At 67.2% G+C, this 15,149-nt stretch carries 14 protein-coding genes and 2 tRNA genes; 5 read left to right on the forward strand and 11 right to left on the reverse strand.

The genetic code is table 11. The features are described 5' to 3' along the window. Nucleotides 1–246: 246 nt before the first annotated feature. Together AABN02_RS03270 and AABN02_RS03275 are read right to left on the reverse strand one after the other, a co-directional pair. On the reverse strand, nucleotides 247–831 hold the full coding sequence (locus tag AABN02_RS03270; protein ID WP_338413491.1) for a hypothetical protein: 585 nt from the start codon (nucleotides 829–831) through the stop codon (nucleotides 247–249). A gap of 76 nt (nucleotides 832–907) precedes the next feature. After that, nucleotides 908–1,426 carry a class IV adenylate cyclase gene (locus AABN02_RS03275; protein ID WP_338413531.1) on the reverse strand — a complete coding sequence of 173 codons (519 nt, stop codon included), beginning with the start codon at nucleotides 1,424–1,426 and terminating at the stop codon, nucleotides 908–910. 294 nt (nucleotides 1,427–1,720) lie between these two features. Between AABN02_RS03275 and AABN02_RS03280 the strand changes: the two genes are divergently transcribed. Beyond that, on the forward strand, nucleotides 1,721–2,737 hold the full coding sequence (locus AABN02_RS03280) for an integron integrase (RefSeq protein WP_338413492.1): 1,017 nt from the start codon (nucleotides 1,721–1,723) through the stop codon (nucleotides 2,735–2,737). Nucleotides 2,738–2,800: 63 nt separating this feature from the next. Here AABN02_RS03280 and argF read toward each other — a convergent pair whose 3' ends face one another. Together argF and AABN02_RS03290 are read right to left on the reverse strand one after the other, a co-directional pair. After that, nucleotides 2,801–3,763: an ornithine carbamoyltransferase gene (argF, locus tag AABN02_RS03285; RefSeq protein ID WP_179634324.1), complete on the reverse strand. Its 963-nt coding sequence runs from the start codon at nucleotides 3,761–3,763 to the stop codon at nucleotides 2,801–2,803. Nucleotides 3,764–3,780: 17 nt separating this feature from the next. Further along, nucleotides 3,781–4,980, reverse strand: coding sequence for an aspartate aminotransferase family protein (locus AABN02_RS03290; RefSeq protein WP_338413493.1), 1,200 nt, complete (start codon nucleotides 4,978–4,980; stop codon nucleotides 3,781–3,783). Nucleotides 4,981–5,217: 237 nt separating this feature from the next. Here AABN02_RS03290 and AABN02_RS03295 point away from each other — a divergent pair, with 237 nt between their 5' ends. From AABN02_RS03295 to AABN02_RS03310, 4 genes are all read left to right on the forward strand, one after another. Continuing rightward, a complete protein-coding gene (locus AABN02_RS03295) occupies nucleotides 5,218–5,553 on the forward strand; it encodes a DUF3579 domain-containing protein (RefSeq protein ID WP_338413494.1) in 336 nt (111 codons plus the stop codon). A gap of 99 nt (nucleotides 5,554–5,652) precedes the next feature. Then, nucleotides 5,653–6,870: a hypothetical protein gene (locus AABN02_RS03300; protein WP_338413495.1), complete on the forward strand. Its 1,218-nt coding sequence runs from the start codon at nucleotides 5,653–5,655 to the stop codon at nucleotides 6,868–6,870. An 8-nt stretch (nucleotides 6,871–6,878) separates the two neighbouring features. Further along, complete coding sequence (locus AABN02_RS03305) at nucleotides 6,879–8,291, forward strand: cytochrome P450 (RefSeq protein WP_338413496.1); 1,413 nt, start codon at nucleotides 6,879–6,881, stop codon at nucleotides 8,289–8,291. Then, nucleotides 8,288–8,632, forward strand: coding sequence for a hypothetical protein (locus AABN02_RS03310; RefSeq protein ID WP_338413497.1), 345 nt, complete (start codon nucleotides 8,288–8,290; stop codon nucleotides 8,630–8,632). The genes AABN02_RS03305 and AABN02_RS03310 overlap by 4 nt, the downstream gene beginning before the upstream one ends. A gap of 54 nt (nucleotides 8,633–8,686) precedes the next feature. On the opposite strand, the gene AABN02_RS03315 is transcribed toward AABN02_RS03310, so the two are convergent. The 7 genes from AABN02_RS03315 to hemC form a co-directional block, all read right to left on the reverse strand. Further along, complete coding sequence (locus AABN02_RS03315) at nucleotides 8,687–10,315, reverse strand: 4-hydroxyphenylacetate 3-hydroxylase N-terminal domain-containing protein (RefSeq protein WP_338413498.1); 1,629 nt, start codon at nucleotides 10,313–10,315, stop codon at nucleotides 8,687–8,689. A 200-nt stretch (nucleotides 10,316–10,515) separates the two neighbouring features. After that, nucleotides 10,516–10,592, reverse strand: a tRNA-Arg gene (locus AABN02_RS03320). A gap of 49 nt (nucleotides 10,593–10,641) precedes the next feature. Continuing rightward, nucleotides 10,642–10,718 (reverse strand) — tRNA-Arg (locus AABN02_RS03325). A 57-nt stretch (nucleotides 10,719–10,775) separates the two neighbouring features. After that, nucleotides 10,776–12,023: a heme biosynthesis HemY N-terminal domain-containing protein gene (locus AABN02_RS03330; RefSeq protein ID WP_338413499.1), complete on the reverse strand. Its 1,248-nt coding sequence runs from the start codon at nucleotides 12,021–12,023 to the stop codon at nucleotides 10,776–10,778. Between the two features lie 12 nt (nucleotides 12,024–12,035). Continuing rightward, on the reverse strand, nucleotides 12,036–13,148 hold the full coding sequence (locus AABN02_RS03335; RefSeq protein WP_338413500.1) for a uroporphyrinogen-III C-methyltransferase: 1,113 nt from the start codon (nucleotides 13,146–13,148) through the stop codon (nucleotides 12,036–12,038). 151 nt (nucleotides 13,149–13,299) lie between these two features. Further along, a complete protein-coding gene (locus AABN02_RS03340) occupies nucleotides 13,300–14,109 on the reverse strand; it encodes a uroporphyrinogen-III synthase (RefSeq protein WP_338413501.1) in 810 nt (269 codons plus the stop codon). Nucleotides 14,110–14,113: 4 nt separating this feature from the next. Continuing rightward, nucleotides 14,114–15,070: a hydroxymethylbilane synthase gene (hemC, locus tag AABN02_RS03345; protein WP_338413502.1), complete on the reverse strand. Its 957-nt coding sequence runs from the start codon at nucleotides 15,068–15,070 to the stop codon at nucleotides 14,114–14,116. Nucleotides 15,071–15,149: the final 79 nt, after the last annotated feature.

A 15,149-nucleotide genomic window follows, 5' to 3' on the forward strand; every position in this document is an offset into this window, starting at 1 on the left:
TTGGCCAGTCCGCAACTTGTTGTTTTCTTCCGCCTGATCAGAGTTTGGCTGGTCGGCTTTGACAATACTTGAAACCCCACCCGCTGCGCGGGTGGTCGCTCAAATTTTGCTTGACGAATGGGGAAGCCCTTGTAGTTTGAGCTAACCGGACCGTTGCGGTATGTGGCTAAAGGCCCAGAATGAAATGGCGGGCCTTTTGCCGCATGCCGCAATGGGTCCGGTTGAGCGAATGGTTAGGCCGCAGATTCATTTGCGTGGTTTCTGGGCCGCTTGAAGTGCAGACGCCACCTTCGGCGCGACCAACTCACGGTACGCGCGCATCTCAAGTGCCGCAGCCTTGAACGTTCTTTCTAGGGCCGACACTCCGGTTTGGGTGAGGCGATGATCTTCCAGAATATAGACCTTTGATGGGTCGTAGTCTGCGGAAACAACTGGTTTACCTTGGTGGGTAGTTTGTCCCTTTGCCAAGGCGAGGGAGTTCGAGTAAGACGGGCCAATCTTCACTTCAGAAAGCACGCCCCTCGAATAGTGCAATGAAACAGGCTCGTGCACAATCTTGTTGCGCTGCTTGTTCAGTTTCTCCAACTTTCCGACGAGCTTTCTCCATGACTTGAGATCGTCGCTACCCCGCTCAAACACGAGGGTGAAGCAACAATTTAGGAGTGCAAGCTTGGCGTCGACGCTTTGGATGCTATTGAATGTCGCCGAGATGAGATGAGAGTTCGCTCCTTGCATGAACATGGAGTAGAGAGAGTACAACTCACCCTCGATCCACAGCCATGTCTGTATGGCCTTAGCGAGTTGCAATAGGAAGGAGTCTTCGGAGTTCACGATTTCTGCGGCCTAACGTTTGACATGAGGGGTGCCAAAAAGGCGTAGCCTTTTGGGCATCCCCTCGATGGAAGGGTTAGGCGCCTCTTCTTGCCAGCAGATCGACATAGGCTTCTTCAAGCAATTGATGTTGTTGTACACCGAGCCTGCCCATGATCTCGGTGGCTTCAAGGACGCCAACCTCTGGCGACTCACTTTCGTTGAGCACCACTTCGAGTTCTAGGAAGTACCCAAGGCCTTGAACTTGATCGATGTGAATTCGTGTTCTGCCGAGAAGGAATAGTGTGCGGTGCTTTTGGACCCGACCGGCTTGGCCATATGCGAGTGTCAGCGCTTCGCGAAGTGAATCTGGTTCTGACGTTGGCGAGCGCACGTAGAACGACTCTTTCGGACCTTGCTGATTCGCTCGACGATAGAAGATGAGCTCGCCCGAAGTCTTGGAGAATGCGCGCAATTTTAGGCGACCGACTTCACAGGCAAAGAACGTGTCGTCTTGGTCGATCTCGAACGGCCCTTCAGTGGCGAGTCTCGCAGCGACAACTGCGAGCGCTTCGATACTCTCGATTCGCGCTTTGATTTCAACATTGCGAGCCATGGTGTTTGAGGCGTCTAACGTAATATCGACGTCACGCCTTGCAGGCGTAACAAGCTTGATGCTGCGTATCAGCTTGCGGACTACGGAACGCAAGTCCGCGCCAGGATTGAAGTTTTTCCCTGTCTTGCATGGTTTGCCCCCCGTAAAAACAACCCCAAAGCCTGCACTGCTGGCGTAACCAGTTACGCCGTCAGACGACGCTGGCAGCATACCCGGACACCGCTGCACCAGTCTACTGGCGACATCCCCATTCGGAGTGATTGACGCCAGGCGCTGCATCCGCAGACTGGCGCCATGAACCACAAGCCTCGCCGATCCACGAGTGCCAATCATCCGCCACTGGTGGCAACCCGTTTGCTGGACCAGTTGCGCGAGCGCATCCGCTACCTGCACTACAGCTTGCGAACGGAACAAGCCTATGTGCATTGGACGAAGACATTCATCCGCTTCCACCAGATGCGCCATCCCCGCGACATGGGCGGCGCTGAGGTGGAAGCCTTTCTGTCCCACATGACGACACATGGCAACGTGTCGGTTTCAACACATCGACAGGCATTGTCGGCGCTGCTGTTCCTGTACCGCGAAGTGCTGGGCATGGACTTGCCCTGGATGAACGACATGGCGCGGCCGACCGCTCGACCACGTATTCCATCGGTGCTCACGATCGACGAGGTGGCCGCCCTGCTCTCGCGTACCGAAGGCGAAACCGGCCTGCTCGCCCGCCTGCTCTACGGCACCGGCATGCGCCTGATGGAAGGCCTGCGCCTGCGCGTCAAGGATCTGGATATCCCCCGCAAGGTCATCACCGTCCGTGAAGCGAAAGGCGGGAAAGACCGTGTCGTGATGCTGCCGCAGGTACTCGTGGCGCCGATGTCCGCGCAACTGGACAAGGCCCGAGCGGTCTGGACAGCAGACCGAGCCGCACAGCAACCCGGCGTCGAAACCCCACACGCACTGGACCGCAAATACCCGCGAGCAGGTGAAACCTGGGCGTGGTTCTGGGTATTTCCGTCCCCGACACTCGCCACCGACCCGCGCTCAGGCGTGATCCGTCGCCATCACCTGTATGAGCAGCGCCTGCAACGGGCGCTGAAACTGGCAGTGACCGAAGCGGGCATCGCAAAGCCGGTATCGGTCCACACGCTGCGCCACTCGTTCGCGACGCACCTGCTGCAAGCTGGCACCGACATCCGCACCGTGCAGGAACTGCTCGGCCACAGCGATGTCAGCACCACGATGATCTACACGCATGTGCTCAAGATGGCCGCCGGCACGACGCGCAGCCCGCTGGATGCGCTGCTGGCGGCGTGATCCGGCCTGTGCCTGCCGGAGGTGGGTTCCCGCTTTCGCGGGAATGACGGCGGCGGCGGGGGATCAGCCGATCCGCCCGATCAGCAGATACTCCATCAGCGCCTTCTGCACATGCATCCGGTTCTCGGCCTCATCCCAGACGACCGACTGCGGCCCGTCGATGACATCCGCCGCCACTTCCTCGCCGCGGTGCGCGGGCAGGCAGTGCATGAACAGCGCATCGGGTCGGGCCAGCGCCATCATCTCGCTGTCCACACACCAGTCGGCAAACGCGGTCTTGCGCGCCTCGTTCTCGGCCTCGTAGCCCATGCTGGTCCACACGTCGGTGGTGACCAGATCGGCGCCGCGGCAGGCCTCGCGCGGGTTGTCGAAGACCTTGTAGCAGTCGGTCGAGCGGATGCCGGCCACCTTGGGGTCGACTTCGTAGCCGCCCGGCGTGCTCACGTGGACCGTGAAGCCCAGGATCTCCGCCGCCTGCAGCCAGGTGTTGGCCATGTTGTTGCCGTCACCCACCCAGGCCACGACCTTGCCCTTCAGGCTGTTCATGTCATACCCCTCGGCCCCCACCGGCGCGCGGTGTTCGAGGTAGGTGAACAGGTCGGCCAGGATCTGGCACGGGTGGAACTCGTTGGTCAGCCCGTTGATGACCGGCACGCGGCTGTGCGCGGCAAACGCCTCGATCTTGGTCTGCTCGAAGGTGCGGATCATCACCAGATCGACCATGCGGCTGATGACACGCGCCGAGTCCTCGATCGGCTCGCTGCGGCCGAGCTGGCTGCCGTCCGTGGTCAGGTGGACGACCGAGCCGCCCATCTGGTACATGCCGGCCTCGAAGCTCACGCGGGTGCGGGTGCTCGCCTTCTCGAAGATCATCGCCAGCGTGCGGTCGGCCAGCGGCTGGTAGCGCTCGTAATTCTTGAAGCGCCGCTTGATGGTGCGCGCGCGCTCGAACAGGTAGCTGTATTCCTCGGCCCGCAGATCCTTGAATTGCAGATAGTGCTTCATGAGACTCATGCCTGGTTTCATGGGAGGGAACGGCCGCATCACGCGGCGAGGAAATTCTTGATGATCGGACAGAGGATGGCGACGATCTCGTCAGCCTCGGCAGCGGTGAGGATCAGCGGCGGCACCAGCCGGACCACGCGGTCGGCGGTGACGCTGAGCAGCAGGCCGGCGTCCATCGCGCGGGTCAGGATCTCGCCGCAGGGGCGGTCCAGCTCGATGCCGATCATCAGCCCGTAGCCGCGTACCTCGGTGACACCGGCCACACCTTCGAGTTCACGCAGCAGGCCGGCCTTCAAGTGGGCGCCGACCGTGGCGGCGTTCTCCATCAGGCCGTCTTCTTCCATGATGCGCAGCGTCTCGATGCCGGCGCGCATCGACAGCGGGTTGCCGCCGAAGGTGGTGCCGTGGTTGCCCGGCTGGAAGATCTTCGCAGCGCGCGGCCCGCAGACCACCGCGCCGATCGGCACGCCCGAGCCCAGCCCCTTGGCCAGCGGCATCACGTCCGGCACGATCCCGGCCCACTGGTGCGCGAACCACTTGCCCGTGCGCCCGATGCCGCACTGCACCTCGTCGAGCATCAGCAGCAGGTCGCGCTCGTCGCACAGCGCGCGCAGGCTCTTCAGGTAGTCCCAGCGCGCCGCGTTGATGCCGCCCTCGCCCTGGATCGTCTCCAGGAACACGGCGACGACGTTCGGGTTGTCGCGCACGGCGGCTTCCACGGCGGCCAGGTCGTTCATCGGCACGCGGATGAAGCCCTCGACCAGCGGGCCGAAGCCGGCCTGGACCTTCGGGTTGCCGGTGGCGGACAGCGTGGCGATCGAGCGGCCGTGGAAGGCCTTCTCGTAGACGATGATTTCCGGGCGCTCGATGCCCTTGTCGTGGCCGAACTTGCGCGCCAGCTTCAGCGCGGCTTCGTTGGCTTCCAGGCCAGTGCTGCAGAAGAAGACGTTGGTCAGACCGGACAGTTCCACCAGCTTCGCGGCGAGCTGTTCCTGGCCGGGCACGTGGTAGTAGTTCGAGCAGTGGATCAGCGTGGCGATCTGCTCCTGCAGCGCGGGCACGAACTTCGGGTGCGCGTGGCCGAGCGTGTTCACGGCGATGCCGCCGAGGCCGTCGAGGTATTCGCGCCCGGTGGTGTCCCAGACTCGGCAGCCTCGGCCATGCGACATCGCGATCGGCAGGCGGCCGTAGGTGGTCATCACATGGGGTTCGGCGATCGAGACAGGGGCAGCGGACATCGGTGGGTTCTCCAGCAGGGAGGCAAAGGGGGCTGAAAAAAAACAAAGGCGCCGTCAAGGAGTCGGCGCCTGGGCGATTGTAGGGAATGCCGTTGACAGCCGACCGACAGTGGCAGCGGCGATACTCGGCGCGCGCCGACGGACTCGCTCTGCCACAGGGCTGCTGCGGTGCAGCACAATACGGGTTTACGTGGCAACCGACCGAGCTTGTCACAGCAAGGCAGCAGGCAGCAGCACGTGACGACCAACATTCCCATCAAACCACGCGAAGTCTTCATCCAGGGCACCACCAGCGATGGCCGCACCTTCCGGCCGAGCGACTGGGCGGAGCGGCTGGCCGGCGCCATGTCCTGCTTTCGTCCGGGTGGCCAGATGGGCGGCCTGGGTGGCGCGATCGGCTATTCGCCCTACTGCATCCCCACCTCGCTGGGCAGCGTCAAGTGCGTCGTGGTCAATGAAGCCCTCAAGGAGCTGGAGCCGATGGCCTGGGACTTCGTGATGAACTTCGCCCGCGACAACGACCTGCAGGTGACCGAGGCCTGTCTGCTGCCGGATCCGCCGCGCAAGGCCTGAGCACGGCCCGCAGATCCCTCCTGCGTTTAGTTTTCAGCGGTTTTTCCGCTCAAGTTCGGCCGATCGCGGCCGAGCGGTCCGGGCCAAGATGGCGAGGTGATGTCCCAGCCTTCTGCCTCTGCCGCCGCCCCGATCCGACGCCGCCGCGTGCACTATTTCAGCGGCTTCGACCCGCGTGGCGCCGGCCACTACCACCGCCTCTTCCGCGAGCAGGGCGCCCGCCCGCAACCTTCTGGCGCGCTGGTGAACACCGGCACCCGCCAGCGCTCCGACACCGATCCCCACACCCACCGCTGGCCCGTCCAGTGGACGCCGACGCCCGCCTGCGAGGACCCCGCCGCCCCGGCGGTCTTCACCGAACAGGTCTTCATGGGCTGGGACGACATCATCCGCGCCCACTGGAGCCGCCAGCCGCTGGTGCTGCTGCGCGAGATGGTGGCGGTGTACGCGGCGATGCTGTTCGAGATGGGCCTCGGGCGGCTGCGGCGCACCCATTCCACCTCGCTGCTCACCAGCCTGCTGCCGATCGCGGGCGTGCTGGGGGCGCTGCTGGCCGGTGCGGGCGTGGGCTGGGCCGCGATGGCGGTCGAGGTGGTGCCCACCGGCCCGCGTGCCGCGCTGGCCATGGTGCTCGGGCTGCTGGCGGCGCGCGTCGTGCTGGTCCAGGCGGACCGGTTCGGGCTGTTCTGGTTGACACGCATCCACGGCTTCGTGCGCCACATGAGCCGGGGCAGCGCCACCGCCCTGGAGGCGCGCACGCAGGCCTGGATCGAGCAGATCATCGCGCAGCAGCAGACCGATCCGGTCGACGAGGTCGTGCTGGCCGGCCACAGCGTCGGCACGCTGCTGACCGTGGGCGTCGTCGACGGGCTGTTGCAGGATCCGCGCTGGCAGGCGCTGCAGGCCGGTCGCCGCACCGCCGTGCTGACGATGGGCCAGTGCTACCCGGCGCTGGCCCTGCTGCCGCGCGCCTCGGCGTTCCGGGCGGCGCTGGCACGGCTGGTGGCGCATCCGCAGCTGGCCTGGCTGGACGTCACGGCGCTGATCGATCCGCTGTGTTTCTACCGCACCCACCCGCTGGCCAATGCCGGTGAAGCGCCGCCTGCTGCCAGTGCAATGCCGGTGCGGCTGGCGGCGCGCTTCTTCCAGATGTACGAGCCCCGCCGCTGGGCGGCGATCCGCCGCGACAAGGTGCAGGCGCATTTCCTGTACCTGATGACGCCCGACCGGGCCGGCAACTTCGACCTGTACACGCTGCTGTACGGACCCCTGCCCTTCGAGGCGCACCTCGAACAGGCCCGCCACGCCGCACGATGAACACGCCCATGACGCCGCCGACCCACTTCTGCCCCGCCTACCCCCGTCCGCGCACCAGCAAGGCCTCGGGGCTGCTGATGTTCTTCAGCGCCCGGCGCTCGTGGCTGGATGCGCTCTACGAGCGCAGCTACCGCATGCAGATGGGCGAGGTCCACCTGCCGGGGCTGGACCTCTACATGGTCAACGAGCCCGCGCTGGTGCGCGAGGTGCTGCAGGACACGGACGGCAATTTCCCGAAGAGCGCCCTGCTCGGCGAGGCATTGCAGCCGCTGCTCGGCGAGAGCATCTTCACCACCAACGGCGCGCAGTGGCAGCGCCAGCGCGCCATGATGGACCCCGCCTTCGCGCAGGCGCGGCTGAACGTGGCCTTCCCCGTGATGCGCGAGGCGACCGACGCGATGCTGGCCCGTCTGGCCGCGCTGCCGGACGGCGCGGAGCACGACCTCGAAGTCGAGATGACCCACGTGACGGCCGACATCATCTTCCGCACGATCTTCTCCGAGCCCATGACCGGCCCGGACGCACACCGCGTGTTCGACGCCTTCTCGCGTTTCCAGGCGCAGGTGCCGCGGCTGATGATGCCCTCGCTCTTCGGCCAGCGCTGGCTGCGCTGGCCGTGGGACGCTTGGCGCAGCCGGCGCGCCGCACGCGAGATCCGCGGACTGCTGGAGACGCTGATCCGGCCGCGCTACGCCGCGCACCGGGGCGGCTGCCCGTCGACGCGGCAGGACATCCTTGCCGCCTTTCTGGACGCACGCGATCCGGAGAGCGGTGTGCCCTTCTCGTTCGAGGCGCTGGTGGACCAGGTGGCGATGCTCTTCCTGGCGGGCCACGAGACCTCGGCCAGCGCGCTGACCTGGGCCACGCACCTGCTGGCGCAGGCGCCAGACGTGCAGGCGCGGGTGCAGGCCGAAGTGGCCACCCAGCTCGGCGCGCGGGCACCAGAACTCGGCGACATGAAGGACCTGACGCTGACCCGCAATGTGTTCCGCGAGACGCTGCGGCTGTTTCCGCCCGTCGGCTTCGTGGCGCGCCAGACCGCCAGCAGTTGCTCGATGCGCAAGAAGCAGGTGCCCGCGGGCGCCACCGTCGTGGTCGCCCCCTGGCTGATCCACCGCCACCGCGACCTCTGGCCCGAACCAGACGCCTTCAACCCGGACCGCTACGACGGCGACGCCTCGCGCGAGGCGCTGAAGCAGGCCTACCTGCCCTTCGGCATGGGGCCGCGGGTGTGCATGGGCGCGGCCTTCGCGCTGCAGGAAGCCACGCTGATCCTGGCGCAACTCGTGCGCCACCACCGCCTGGAGGCCGTGCCCGGGCATGTGCCGCAGCCCGTCGGGCGGCTCACGATCCGCTCGGCCAATGGCGTGCGGCTGCGGCTGTTCCGGCGCACGGCATCCGCCGCCGAGGCCCTTGCATGAAGGAGCGGCTGGCGGGTTTCCTGCTGATGTGCGCCGTGGTGCCGATGGCGGTATGCGGCTATCTGATGCTGGTGTGGATCGGCCTGTTCGGGCCGAACGCCCGCGGCCGCGCCGGCGTGCGGGCGCTGGACCACTTCGTCAATGCGACCGTGTTCAATGGCTACGCCTGGGAATCGATCTCGTCGCACGCCTGGCGCGAACGCGATCGACGCTGGGCGCAAGTGGTGATCCGCGTGACGGACCACTTCCAGCAGGACCACTGCCAGCGGGCGAACAAGCGCGAGCAGCCGGTGGTGGATCTGGTGCTGAAATCGCGCCTGGACCGGCAGACGATCGCCTGATGAACCCTCCAGGCACCGCAGCCGGCGCGCCAGGCGACGCCGATCGGTCCAGACTCAAGCAGCGGTTGATCCACCGCTCGGCGGTCGCAGCGTCGGCATCTCGACCATCACCGGCTGGCCCGGCACCGTGCAGCCCTGGTCGCAACAACGGCCGGGCTGCCGGTTCTTCGTGATGGCGCGCGTCTCGTCATGCAGCACACCCCGCTGCAGCAGCCGCTCGACCAGCTCGACCTTGCTGCCGACCGGATAGTTGCGCCAGATCTCCTGCTTCATCGCCGCCGGAGAGCCGCCGCCATGCAGGCTGATCACCGAGTACCAGCCGCCTTGGTAGGAGGCGGTCAGGTCCTCGATGAAGCGCGCGACCTCGATGCGCTTGTCGTAGGGCACGCTCGGGTTGGCGCGCAGCACCTCGGACAGCGTCGCCGCGGTGGCCGGGTTGTGGTCCTCGTCCGGGCCTGGCAGCGCGACGATCAGCCCCCCCGAGACCTCATGCGCGAGGCGGTGCATGTCGTAGATCTGGGTTGCGAGCAGCAGCTTGCCGATGTTGCTGAATACCGGCTCGGGCATGAAGTTGCCGTAGTAGGGGTCCTGCGTGCCGTAGACGCTCGCGGCCACGCCGCAGGCGTAGAAGCCTTCGGTGATCTTGATCAGCTCGACCATCGGCTCGCGCAGCTGGCTTTTCTCGCCGGGATCGAAGCCGTTGGCCTCGCACATCAAGGCGCCCGCACCGATCAGCAGATCGCCGAAGCCCGCGCGCGCGGCAATGCAGCTGTGCCGGTGGTGGGTGGCATAGCTGTACGTCAGGGTGCTGCTGTGCTCCCATTCGCCGGCATAGAACACACGTTCCCAGGGCACGAAGACCTGGTCGAAAATGACGACGGCCGTCGACTGTCCGTACTTGCGCGAGAACAGCGCGCTGCCATGCTCGAGCTTCTCGCCTGGACGACCCGCGGGCCGCGCGACGATGGTGAGGCCGGGCGCGTCGACCGGGACCGCGCAGCACACCGCGAAGTCGGCATCCTCGGGGCCCATGTTGCGACTCGGCATGACGAGCAGTTCGTGCATGTAGGGCGCGCCGGTGACGATGGCCTTGGTCCCGCTGATCACGATGCCTTTGCCGTTGCGCTCGACCACGTGGACGTAGGTGTCGGGGTTGGCCTGCTGGTGGGGCCGCTTGCTGCGGTCGCCCTTGGCGTCGGTCATCGCGATGCCGAGCGAGAGATCTTCGTCCTGCACCCGTGCCAGGAAGGCGGCAAAGCGGGCGCGGTGCTCGGTCGTGCCTCTGGCGTCGTCGATGCGCGCGCTGACCTGGGCCAGCCCGTTCAGCGCGTCGTGGGCCAGGTAGCGCTGGGCGCAGCCGGTCTCCTGGCACAACAGGCGCACGGCTTCGAGCTTGTTGAGCAGGTCACCCGCCGACTCGTTGACATGCAGCATGCGGTTGACCACCTTGCCGCGGCTGGCCTGGGTGGCGAGTGCGACGGGAGCAAACTTCGGGTCACGCGCGAAGTCATAGGTGTAGGCAAGCGCGTTGACGCCGGGGGCGAGCGAGGGCTCGTCAGCGACCGACTCGACGCGGCGGCCATCGACATAGACGGTCGGCCTCCGACGGCGCAGCGATTCGCGGTAGTCGCTGCCACTCATCAGCGTGGCGGGAGTGGTGGCAGCGGAACGTGGGGCATGCATCGGGCGTCTCCTTGTCGGACCGACAATTTGAACACCGCCCAATATTCCGATCAAGGCTGCCCAGATGGCCATCGTCCCCGACACCGCGGTGCAGCGCGGGCCGACTGATCACTGACCGAGCGTCATGCAAAGGTGGCGCGCAGGCAAAGAAAAACGGGGCAGCCCATCTGGAGCTACCCCGTTGTTCTAGAACGAATGGTTGGTGCGGCTGGCAGGATTCGAACCCACGACCCCTTGGTTCGTAGCCAAGTACTCTATCCAACTGAGCTACAGCCGCCATGGAAAAGGATTGCAATGCACCCTCATCCGTCGGCGAAATTTGTTGTTGGTGCGGCTGGCAGGATTCGAACCCACGACCCCTTGGTTCGTAGCCAAGTACTCTATCCAACTGAGCTACAGCCGCTCAAATTTCGCTGAGAGGTAGATTATGGCGTGATTCCTTGCCGGTTGGCAAGTGAACTCACGAATTTTTTGCGGCCTCGCGGTAGCACCGGTGCGCCAGTTCCTCGTCGCCCTCCACTTCGGCGATCTCGGCCAGCGCGCGCCAGGCCTTCATGCGCAGCACGCCATCGGCGTGGGGCGATTGGGCGGCCGATTCGAGCAGGCGGTGTGCGCGCCCCCAGAGCTGGCGCTCGGCCATCGCGCGCCCGACCACAAAGGCCAGTTGCGGATCCTGCGGCAGCGACTCGACACTGGATTCGAGCAGCGGCAGCCAGTCCGGCGGCAGACCCGGCAGCACCTCGGCGAAGGCATCCAGCACATCGGAGCGCTCGCGCTCGCCGAGTTGCGACAGATTCTCCCAGTGCGGGCGCAGCCAGCCGCGGGCGTCGGACAGGGCGTCCAGCGCACCGGCACGGCGGGCCGCCCGGGCGGTCACATAGGGATCGCGGCGATCGGCGCTGTCGAGTTGCAGCCAGGTGCGGCGGAGCTGGTCGGCGTCGCGCGCGGTGTCCAGCGCCTCGACGGCCAGCGAGCGCAACAGCCCCTGCGCCGCCACCGGCGTGAAGCCCTGGTGCTTGGCCAGCAGGCGCGCCGTCTTGAGCGCTTCCAGCGGCTGACGGGCCAGCCGCGAGGCCTGCAGCTTGAGCCGCAGCGCATGGGTGCGCCGGGCCACGCCCGCCGGCAGCAGCGCGAGCTGGTCCAGCGCACGGTCGGCATCCCGGTCGTCCACGGCCCATTCCGCCGCCAGCAGCCGTGCGCCCTCGCCCACCGCCGAGCCGCCCGGCAGGTTGGCGATGAGCGCCTGCGCCTTGGCCAGTTCCTCGTTGCGGCGCGGCTGGTCCTGCAGGCGGTGCAGGCTGTTGGCCGCGACCAGATGCGCCAGCACGGCAAAATCCGGCTCGATGCGCAGGTCCGAGGACTGCGCCTGGATCTCCAGCGCCTGCTGCGCCGCCTTGTGCGCACGGCCGTAGCGGCCGGCGAAGAGTAGCGAGAAGGACTCGCGCAGCGCCTTCTGCGCAGCGTGTTCGCGCTGGCGGGTGCGCCAGGCCTTGGCCCGCTCGGGCAGGCCGACCAGACTCGACACCGCGCCGATCACGACATAGCCCGCGCCGCCAAGCATCAGCATCACCAGCACGAAGACATTGATCGACACGTCCACCCGCCACGGCGTCCAGTAGATGGACACGAGACCGTCGTTCGCCCCGAGCGTGCTCGCCGCCAGCACGGCGACGGCAAAAAGCAGCAGCAACCAGACCACTTGACGCATGACCGGCCCCCTTCAGCGACCTGCCACGGCGGCAGCGGTGGCAGCGAGGGATTCGTCGGGCCGGGGGATGCCCACCAGGCGGCTCTGTGAGGTGACTGTGCGCAGCAGATCCGTGGCGATCTGGGTCCGGCGGGCGGTTCCGTCGAAGTAGGTCTGCAGCGAGCGCTGCGCGCTCTGCAGGTCGACCGTCGCGGATTCGGGCTGCCGCGACAGCAGCGACAGGCGCGCGTTCAGCAGGCGCAGCTTGAGGTTCTCGCGCAGGAACACGCCCTGCTCGGGCGCCAGCAGCATGGCCTCGGGCCGGTCGATGCGGGTCACGCGCAGCAGGCTGCTGACCTCGTCCCAGACCAGCCGCACCGGCCGCTCCCAGTCCATGAGCCATTGACGCCACACCGGCAGGTCGGCACGCTGCGGCGCGGACGCCGCCGTCTGTTGGGCCTGCGCGCGCTGGGCGGACACCACCGCACGCGCCGTGGTCGCAGACTGCGAGACCAGCGGCAACTCGTCCGCCAGGCGGACAACCTCGTCGAGCTTGATCAGCAGCGAGCCGATGTCGGGCACCGCCACCGCGCGCACGCGGTCCAGATCGCGGGCGATGGCGCGGCGCAGCGGCTCCAGCCGGGGCTGGCTGATGCGGGCCAGGCGATCGTCGGCGTTGCGCAGTGCGGCCATCAGCGGCTCGGCGCTGCCGGTGATGGAGCTTTGCTGCACCGCGACGCGGATCGAGGCGTCGATGTCCGACACCGCGTTCTCGTCGCGCGAGCGGGACATGGACAGGATCAGGTCGTCGAGCTGGTCGCGCTGCAGGGACACCTCGGACACGCGTGCGTCCATCAGGGCCACCTTGGCTGCGGCGTCGCGGGCAACGTCTTCGGCCTGCTTGGCCAGCACACGCGCCTCGGAGGCCTGCTCGCTGCTGCCCTGCTGGCGCTTGACGAGTTCCATCTCCAGCGCGTGCACCCGCTGCTGCGTTTCCCAGCCCATCCAGAGGCTGCCACCCGCCACGAGCGCCAACACCAGACCGACGGGCATGACCCACGACGGCAGGGCGACATGGGCCGGCGCAGCGTGCACGATCATCGGCACGGCCGCGGCAGGCGGCGGTGCGACCGGAGGAGGTACCACGACCGGAACCTCCGGGGTCGGAGCAGAAGCGTCGGCGCTGGCGGGAGGGCCGGTGGGAGGTAGTGTTTGATCGTTCACAGGCAGTGCGGGTCCGAAGTGTTCATCCCGCTGCGCTGATTGTATCGACGGGGCATGACGGCCGTGCAACGCATCACAACTGCGGACACTTTCCATCGTCCCAGGACGCGACCGCCCGGACCACCGCAGCCGGATCCGGCGTCACCGGCACCACCCGCTGAAAGCCGCCCAGCCGCGCCGTCTCGGCGATGCGCGGATGCGTGGCCAGCACCGGCATGGCCAGCACGGCTGCGCGCAAGGCCGCATCCGCCGACGGCGCATCCGGCGCGAGCAGGTGGGCGATGCACTGCGAGCTGCTGAACAGCCAGACGTGCCGCGCCGGCTGTGCCGCCACCTTGGCCAGCGTGTCGGCCAGCACGCCCGGCCACACGGGCGGTCCGCGCCGATAGGCCGCCAGACACGAGACCGACGCCCCGGCGCGGGCCAGCGTGTCGGCCAGCCAGTCCCGACCGTCTTCACCCCGCACGACGAGCACCGATTGCCCGGCCCAGTCGCGCTGCACCAGCGCATGGGTCCAGAGCGATTCGGCGTCGAAGGTCGCGGCGTCCATCGGTGGCGACACGATGCAGGCCACGTCCACGCCCTGCGAGCGGAGCGCCGCCACGGTGCCCGGCCCGGTGGCGCCCGCCAGTGTCGCGTCCGGCCAACGCAGACCGGCTGGCCGCGCCGCGAAGAAGGCCAGCACCGCGTTCGGGCTGACGAACATCACCAGCCGGTGCCGGGCCAGTTCCGCCCAGCGGCGCGCTACGTCCGCGTCGAAGGCAGCCGCCCGTTCGATGCGCATCAGCGGCAAGGCGCAGGCCGCCTGACCCAGTGCCTGCAGGCGCGCGACCCAGTCGTCCGCCTGTGGCTGCGGCCGGGTCACGACCACCGTGACGCGCATCGGGTCAGGCCGCCGCCAGCGCTTCGGCTGCGGCCAGATAGGCCATCCCGCCACCATCGCGCAGGAGATGCGCGACCGACAGGCCCAGCGCCTCGGCACCGGCCACGTCGGTCACGGGGCCGTCAACCTGCGCCATCAGCAGCGGCTGCGCGGCATCGGTCGGGTGTCCAAGGCGGGCTTCCAGCACCATCGTCGCGCCACGCCAGGTCACGTGCGCGGCCAGCGGCATGCTGCAACTGCCGCCCAGCGCGCGCGACACGGCCCGCTCCGCGTGCACCGCCAGCCAAGTCGGCGTGTCGATCAGGGTCGCCAGCGCCTCGCGCAGCGCCACATTCTCGGTGCGCACCTCGATGCCGAGCGCGCCCTGCCCCGCCGCCGGCAGCATCACGGCCGGGTCGATCACCGCCCGGATGCGCGATGCCAGCCCAAGCCGCTTCAGCCCCGCCGCCGCGAGCACGATGCCGTCGTACTGGCCCTCATCCAGCTTGCGCAGGCGGGTGTCGAGGTTGCCCCGCAGCGGCTGCACGTCCAGATCCGGCCGCACCGCCTTGAGCTGCACCACGCGGCGCAGGCTCGACGTGCCGACCTTCGCGCCCAGCGGCAGCACCTGCACGGACTCGAAGTGGTTCGACACCCAGGCATCGCGCGGGTCTTCACGCTCCAGAACGGTGCACAGCGTGAAACCGGCGGGCAGCTCCATCGGCACGTCCTTGAGCGAATGCACGGCCAGGTGCGCGCGGCCCTCTTCCAGCGCAACTTCGAGTTCCTTGACGAACAGGCCCTTGCCGCCCACCTTGGACAGCGCACGGTCGAGGATCTGGTCGCCGCGGGTCGTCATGCCCAGCAGGTCGACGGTCCAGCCGAAACGTTCGCGCAGCAGCGTCTGGACGTGTTCGGCTTGCCACAGGGCCAGGCGGCTTTCTCGGGTGGCGATGGTGCAGGAGAGCGGCGGTGTATGCATCCCGACATTCTCCCGCATCGGCGCTGGCCCCGAACTTGCTGAATTCGTCATACGTCCAAAATACGCGATGCTAAAATTT

It is taken from the genome of uncultured Sphaerotilus sp. (assembly GCF_963924895.1).
Lineage (GTDB): Bacteria > Pseudomonadota > Gammaproteobacteria > Burkholderiales > Burkholderiaceae_C > Sphaerotilus.

Coding starts and splice junctions, on each gene's coding strand:
- AABN02_RS03275 (WP_338413531.1), bottom strand. CDS start 1,426: ATGGCTCGCAATGTTGAAATCAAAGCGCGAATCGAGAGTATCGAAGCG.
- AABN02_RS03280 (WP_338413492.1), top strand. CDS start 1,721: ATGAACCACAAGCCTCGCCGATCCACGAGTGCCAATCATCCGCCACTG.
- argF (WP_179634324.1), bottom strand. CDS start 3,763: ATGAAACCAGGCATGAGTCTCATGAAGCACTATCTGCAATTCAAGGAT.
- AABN02_RS03290 (WP_338413493.1), bottom strand. CDS start 4,980: ATGTCCGCTGCCCCTGTCTCGATCGCCGAACCCCATGTGATGACCACC.
- AABN02_RS03300 (WP_338413495.1), top strand. CDS start 5,653: ATGTCCCAGCCTTCTGCCTCTGCCGCCGCCCCGATCCGACGCCGCCGC.
- AABN02_RS03305 (WP_338413496.1), top strand. CDS start 6,879: ATGACGCCGCCGACCCACTTCTGCCCCGCCTACCCCCGTCCGCGCACC.
- AABN02_RS03310 (WP_338413497.1), top strand. CDS start 8,288: ATGAAGGAGCGGCTGGCGGGTTTCCTGCTGATGTGCGCCGTGGTGCCG.
- AABN02_RS03315 (WP_338413498.1), bottom strand. CDS start 10,315: ATGCATGCCCCACGTTCCGCTGCCACCACTCCCGCCACGCTGATGAGT.
- AABN02_RS03330 (WP_338413499.1), bottom strand. CDS start 12,023: ATGCGTCAAGTGGTCTGGTTGCTGCTGCTTTTTGCCGTCGCCGTGCTG.
- AABN02_RS03340 (WP_338413501.1), bottom strand. CDS start 14,109: ATGCGCGTCACGGTGGTCGTGACCCGGCCGCAGCCACAGGCGGACGAC.
- hemC (WP_338413502.1), bottom strand. CDS start 15,070: ATGCATACACCGCCGCTCTCCTGCACCATCGCCACCCGAGAAAGCCGC.